We start from the raw sequence: 4,133 nt of genomic DNA, 5'->3' as shown, positions 1-4,133 counted from the left end.
GCTACACGCTGATCACCCCCGATCACCCCGGCCAGACGTTGATCCACATCCACCCCGATCCGGCGGAGCTGAACCGCGTCTATCGCGCCGATGTCGCGATCTGTGCCGATGTGCTCGAAGCTGCGAACATGCTGGCGCGCGCCGAGCCGCCTGCGACACCGCACCCGTCAGCCGCGCAGGCGCGGGCCGACTATCTCGACTGGACCACCCCCGCGCCCCGCGACGGTGTAACGCTGGACCTTGGCCAATGCGTGCTGGCGATGCGCGAGAGGATCGCGGCGGTGGACGCCATCATCTGCAACGGCGCTGGCAATTTCTCCGGCTGGTGGCATCGCTATTGGCGCTACGGCCCCCATGGCAGCCAGTTGGCCCCCACCGCGGGCGCGATGGGCTATGGTGTGCCCGCCGCCGTCGCCGCCGCGCGCCGTTGCCCGGACAAGACCGTCGTCGCGGTGGCGGGCGACGGCGATTTCCTGATGAACGGGCAGGAGCTGGCGACTGCGGTCCAGCATGGCGTCGATCTGCTGGTCATCGTCGTCGACAATGGCGGCTATGGCACGATCCGCATGCACCAGGAGCGCGACTATCCGGCGCGGGTCAGCGGCACCGAATTGCGCAACCCCGATTTCGCCGCACTCGCCCGCGCTTTCGGCGGCTGGGCGGAGACGGTCGACCGCACCGCCGATTTCGCCCCCGCGCTCGACCGCGCGCTGGCCGAGCGCGGCGTGCGGCTGCTGCACCTTCGGACGGATATCGAAGTGATCACGCCGGGCACGACGATCACCCGGCTGCGCGACGCCTAACGCCGGATCGACGCCAGGAAGCGTTCGACCGCCATCCAGTTGGCCGGCGCGCCGGCGGCGTTGCGCGCGGCGATCAGCGTCGAGCTGCCATGCACGCCGGTTTTCGGCTCGGCCAGCGTCGCGCCGCCTGGCACCGCGGCGGCGATGTCCCGTGCCGCCCGGAGCTCGCCCGCGTCGCTTGCCGCGGTGACGAACACCGGTGCCTTGACCCGTGCCGCCGCATCCCGGACCAGCCGGGGCGACCCCAGATACTCGCCTGGCGAGAATGCGAGCACGCCCGCGACCTTGTCCGCGTGATCGGCGGCGACCAGAAACACCAGGGCGGCCGAATAGCTGCTGCCCCACAGCAGCACCGGCGCGTCGCCCGGCCGCGCATCCGCCCAGGCGACCGCCGCGTCGAGGTCGGCGCGGGCCTCGAGATAGTCGCGCGTCCCGCCCAGCGCGCGCGCGGTTTCGTTGCGGCCGAACAGGTCGCCGCCCGACCGCTGGTCGATCGCCAGCGAGCTGTAGCCCAGCTCGGCGAGGTGCGGCTGGATGGTCGCATATTCGTCCTTGCTCGACCCCGCTTGGTGGAACAGCAGGATCAGCCCGAGTGCGTCGGTCACCTCGAGCAGCCGGCCCGTCACCTTCACCCCGTCAGCCGCGGTCAGGCCGATCGCCCGGGCGGCGGTCGGCGCGAGTTCGGAGGCCGCGACGGCCGCGTCGGCGGCGGGCGGGCCCGCATCGGTCCCGCATCCGCCCAGGATCAGCACCGCGGTGAGGGGAAGCAGACGCATGATGCGCTCCGATGGCCAGGGTGACAGAATGATATCGCGGCCGGGCCGGGTTTCGATCGACATCTTGCCCCCGCCACGACAGCGGGGCGCCGGACGAAGGATCGTCCGACGCCCCGTCGCAGGTCGTCAGGCCAGGCGGTCATCCCCGCCGGGCGGTTGGAGGATCAATCGCAGCACGGCAGGCCGCAGCACACGCCGATGGCGCAGCAGGCGGCGTGCACCGCAGTGCCGACGGCGCCGGGGGCGGCCGCATAGGCCGAGCTGGCGGTGAAGAACAGGCCGATGGCCCCGTATTTCAGATAACGCATGTCAAATTCCTTGATGGGACTAATGGACGATCGGGTCGGGTCGGCCGCGCGGCGGGGGCGGATCGGGACTGGCGGGAAAGCGTGCCGGGTCGCGGCTGTGGATGATGGCATAGGATACGGGCGCGAAGGGTGCGGCGTGATCGACCGGGTTCGCGCGGACGAAGCCGGCATGACAGCCGGCGCAGGCGACGTCGCACGCCGCCGATTGTCCGGGCTCGTCGTCCGGACAGCAGGAATTGGTGCAATCGGGCCGGACCGGCGCAGCCTCGACCATGCCCATATGCGTCGGTGTCATATGAAAAGACGCCCCCGCCGCGCCGGTCGGCGCGAGCAGGAGCGTCGTTATCAGGATCAGGACGCCCCGGCGCATGTGCCTGCCTATCATGCCGCGGGTTTCGCTGCAAAACGGGCCGGGGTTACCGCGCCGGGGGATTTTTCGTCAGATGTCGTCGCCGAGCGCGCCCTTCACCTTGCCGGCAAACTGCTGGGCCTTGCCCTTGCCTTCCTGGGCCGCGCCCTCGGCGCGCGTGTCGGGATCGTTCGACTGCTGCTTGGCCTTGCCCAACGCTTCGTTGACGTTGCCTTTGATCTTGTCGGTCAGCTCGCCCATGGCGGAACTCCTTTCGGGTTGTGGTCGTGATGGTTGATCAACGGTCGGTCCCGATCGGAGTTCCAGGGAGCGGCGTCAGCTCGCCGACAGATATTGCCGGATATAGTCGGTCGACGTGCTGACCCAGCCGAGCTCCAGGTGATTGACTGCGACGGTCACGCTGCCGCCATGGGTGGTGATCCCCTGGATGTCGCGGCAGCTTTCGATGAACACGACGCCGTCGGATGGCCCGGTATGTTCATTGTGGAGCAGCGCGATATCGGGCTGGTTGCCGCAGACATTGTGGACGCGCACGCCGGCGGGCGAGGGCGCGTAGCGGATGGTATCAACCAGCGAGCGGCTGAGATAGGCGTTGAGGCCCGGCCCGGCGCTGTAGAAGCCGGTGCCGCCGTAAAAGGTCGTGTACCAGTCCTGCTCATAGGTCGGTAGCGCGAACCGGCCGACCCAGGATTTGAGCAGTTGCGCCGATCCCGGGAAATAGGCCGAGCCATAGGTCCATTCCGCGCCCGAGCGCCACAGGCCATAGCAGACCAGTGAATCATGCGGGGTCGGCCCGTTGATGACGCCGCCGCACGCGGGATAGACGGTCAGGCTGAACGTCCAGCCATGGCGGAACGACAGGTCGATGCCGTTATTGGCGCTGCCCAGCAGGATCAGCCGGCGCACGTCGCCGCGATAGGCGGTGCCCCAGCTCTTGCGGACGCCGGAGATGTACATGCGCGCGTTCGACGCGGCTTTCGACCAGGCGACGACGTCGACCGATGTCGCCCCGGTCCGCGATTTGATGATCGCGATCGCATCGGCGATCTGTTCCGACCAGAAATAGCCGTCGCCATTCTTGTGCGGCAGGCCGAGCGCGAACACCTTGTACCCGTCCGCCGACAGCGTCTGCATCAGCCCGGTCGAGGGGCAGGTCGGCCGGCCGCAGCCATAGCCACCGGCTTCATTGGGGTCGGCCCAGGCGAGGTCGGCGTCCTGGTTGGCGCCATGGACCAGCAGCACCGGGGTGGCGCGCGTGCCGGTGTTCCATCCCGGCGCGTAATACATCAGGAATTTCGACGAATGCGGCTGCGGCGTGCCGAACGCGGTCGCGCGCTGGCCGCTCTGGTCGCCGCGCCCGTCGGTGGGAAAGGCTTCCTGGGTGAAGCCGGTGGCGTTGTCGCGCCATCGCTCGATGCGCACCCAGCCATTGGCGATGCCGCTCGAATAGGTCGCCTCCAGCGTGGTGCTGCCCGCCGATGCCGGCGCGGCGGCACCGGCCATCGACATCGTCACTGCAATCGTCGTCCACAGGCGGCGCCAGCCGCGTGCAATCCGGGTTCCCGTCATGGCCTCTCACTCCTGTTGTGGTTCGGCCGGTATCCCCGGCTCTGCTAGATGATGCGCATCGCCTGTCCCATCGCCTGCGCCAGCTCGCGGCGCATCGCCTGCGCGCAGTCGAGGATGCCGAAGGACAGGAAGGCGTGGATGGTCGATTCAATGCATTCGTAGCGGCTGGCGATGCCGGCCTCGATCAGCCGCAGATGATAGGCATGGGCCTCGTCGCACAGTGGGTCGTGCCCGGCGGTCACGATCATCGCCGGGGCGAGGTCCGCGGGGATGTCGCCGATCAGCGGCGATACGCGCGGGTCGTCGG

At 68.9% G+C, this 4,133-nt stretch carries 7 protein-coding genes; 1 reads left to right on the top strand and 6 read right to left on the bottom strand.

Going from position 1 to position 4,133, the window contains the following annotated elements; genetic code table 11:
• A partial coding sequence (locus tag AX709_RS09425) for a thiamine pyrophosphate-dependent enzyme (RefSeq protein WP_231727482.1) occupies positions 1-803 on the top strand: 803 nt, incomplete at its 5' end.
• Here the strand turns inward: AX709_RS09425 and AX709_RS09420 are convergent.
• The 6 genes from AX709_RS09420 to AX709_RS09400 all read right to left on the bottom strand — a co-directional run.
• The gene (locus AX709_RS09420) at positions 800-1,579 is read right to left on the bottom strand and encodes an alpha/beta hydrolase (RefSeq protein WP_082731725.1); all 780 of its coding nucleotides are present in this window, start codon (positions 1,577-1,579) and stop codon (positions 800-802) included. The genes AX709_RS09425 and AX709_RS09420 overlap by 4 nt on opposite strands.
• Positions 1,580-1,743: 164 nt before the next feature.
• On the bottom strand, positions 1,744-1,887 hold the full coding sequence (locus AX709_RS18925; protein ID WP_197417084.1) for a hypothetical protein: 144 nt from the start codon (positions 1,885-1,887) through the stop codon (positions 1,744-1,746).
• A gap of 19 nt (positions 1,888-1,906) precedes the next feature.
• Positions 1,907-2,257: a hypothetical protein gene (locus tag AX709_RS09415; protein ID WP_066549077.1), complete on the bottom strand. Its 351-nt coding sequence runs from the start codon at positions 2,255-2,257 to the stop codon at positions 1,907-1,909.
• A 69-nt stretch (positions 2,258-2,326) separates the two neighbouring features.
• Entirely contained in the window at positions 2,327-2,497 is a 171-nt protein-coding gene (locus tag AX709_RS09410) for a CsbD family protein (RefSeq protein ID WP_066482053.1), read from the bottom strand.
• Between the two features lie 75 nt (positions 2,498-2,572).
• Positions 2,573-3,826, bottom strand: coding sequence for an esterase/lipase family protein (locus tag AX709_RS09405; protein WP_066482051.1), 1,254 nt, complete (start codon positions 3,824-3,826; stop codon positions 2,573-2,575).
• Between the two features lie 44 nt (positions 3,827-3,870).
• Positions 3,871-4,133 (bottom strand): alpha/beta hydrolase (locus AX709_RS09400; RefSeq protein WP_156454236.1); only part of this gene is annotated, 263 nt, incomplete at its 5' end.

This window comes from Sphingomonas sp. CCH15-F11 (assembly GCF_001557005.1).
Taxonomy (GTDB): Bacteria; Pseudomonadota; Alphaproteobacteria; order Sphingomonadales; family Sphingomonadaceae; genus Sphingomonas.
Note: the sequence above shows the minus strand (reverse complement) of the source record. Positions and strands in the feature narration are given on the sequence as shown.

What these genes read in the sequence shown, in the direction of transcription:
- AX709_RS18925 (WP_197417084.1), bottom strand. Translation starts at nt 1,887, where the DNA reads ATGCGTTATCTGAAATACGGGGCCATCGGCCTGTTCTTCACCGCCAGC.
- AX709_RS09415 (WP_066549077.1), bottom strand. Translation starts at nt 2,257, where the DNA reads ATGCGCCGGGGCGTCCTGATCCTGATAACGACGCTCCTGCTCGCGCCG.
- AX709_RS09420 (WP_082731725.1), bottom strand. Translation starts at nt 1,579, where the DNA reads ATGCGTCTGCTTCCCCTCACCGCGGTGCTGATCCTGGGCGGATGCGGG.
- AX709_RS09410 (WP_066482053.1), bottom strand. Translation starts at nt 2,497, where the DNA reads ATGGGCGAGCTGACCGACAAGATCAAAGGCAACGTCAACGAAGCGTTG.
- AX709_RS09405 (WP_066482051.1), bottom strand. Translation starts at nt 3,826, where the DNA reads ATGACGGGAACCCGGATTGCACGCGGCTGGCGCCGCCTGTGGACGACG.